2 protein-coding genes are annotated in these 1537 nt (G+C 42.6%); both read right to left on the reverse strand.

Features of this window, described 5'->3' with window-relative positions; all coding sequences use genetic code 11:
- Positions 1 to 470 (reverse strand): electron transfer flavoprotein subunit beta/FixA family protein (locus tag ACTHUE_RS18585; protein WP_440424143.1); only part of this gene is annotated, 470 nt, incomplete at its 3' end.
- 183 nt (positions 471 to 653) lie between these two features.
- On the reverse strand, positions 654 to 1537 hold an 884-nt coding region (gene waaC, locus ACTHUE_RS18590), incomplete at its 5' end, for a lipopolysaccharide heptosyltransferase I (protein ID WP_440424144.1).

Here is a 1537-nt window from a genome sequence, read left to right on the forward strand (position 1 = left end):
CGGGTTACCAATGCTTCTTCGCCTTCAATTTGCACTTTTGATGCAAAAGTACCTTGAGCCGCATTCAACAACGCAGCCAGCATTTGGGCAACTTGGTTGGCGTCATCGTCAATTGCCTGTTTGCCCAGCAATAAAATTTGCGGATTTTCTTTATCCGCAACAGCTTTCAGCAATTTTGCAACGGCCAAAGGCTCCAACTTCGCATCAGTCTCAACATGAACCGCACGGTCGGCACCCATCGCCAAAGCAGTACGCAACGTCTCTTCGCATTTTTTCTCGCCAAGAGAAACAGCAACAATCTCGCTTACTTTTCCGGCTTCTTTCAAACGGACAGCTTCTTCTACCGCGATTTCATCAAACGGGTTCATCGACATTTTGACATTACCGATATCCACATCGGAACCATCGGCTTTCACACGAACTTTGACGTTATAGTCCACTACGCGCTTTACTGCGACCAGTGCTTTCATTCAATTCTCCTAAAAAGAATGTCCATCAAATCTAGCATACTGCTTTTGATACATTCTTTATATAAAATCCAATTCGGTTTTCACCAACATGATAAAACCAAATTTGTATAAATCTTGGCAAATAGAGCGGAATTATATCATTTCTAAAGCATTTACTCAGAAAATAAATCCACCCCCCAGCAATTATTTACCGTATGCTGCAACACAATCCATCAAGGTTTTATAAACCTCGTCAACATTGGGAATTTGAGCAATACCGCCTAAATTTTTTGCATAAGCCGAAACTTGAACGCCGGTCTTGACCGGATCTGTATCTGTATAAATTCCTACAACAGGCTTTTCCAACGCATTAGCAAGATGCAGTAGTCCGGTATCTACGCCAATAATGCCCTCTGCGTTTTTCAATAAAAATGCAGCCTGTAATAAATTCATTTTGTCGCAAACCGAAGCAAACGGTAAATCGCTTGCAATCTGTTCGGCACGCATTTTTTCGGTTTTATTTCCCCACGGCAAATATACATTGCATTGTTGTTCTTCATTCAACTTTTTCAATAATGCACGCCAGTGTTCTACCGGCCATAATTTACTGTCTCGACTGGTTGCATGCAAAGCAACGTAATAGGGGGATTGCAAATTTTTCAGACGGCCTAATTCAGGAACCGACAAACCAAATACCTGCGTCTCAGGCATTGTATAACCAAATACTTGGGCGAATAATTCACGGTTTCGCCAGACCGCATTTTTGCCTTTCGGCACGGCAAATGTTTTACTGTATGCAAAGGCAGCCAAACTTTCACGCGTGCTGTGTTTATCTAAACCGTAAATAGGGGATTTTGCCATTTTGGCAAAGCATGCGCTTTTAATCAGTCCTTGACTATCTAAAACAAAATCAAAAGATTCAGCCTGTAAATCCGTTTTCAGACGGCCTATTTCACGCCACGTTTCAGCCTGAAAAAGGTGTTTGCGCCACTGCCGCCATTTCATTACATGAACCTTTTTGACAAAAGGATGTAAGCGGGCAATATCTGCAAACCCTGCCTCACACAGCCAATGGAGCTCTACCTCAG

It is taken from the genome of Neisseria sp. P0021.S005 (assembly GCF_051956955.1).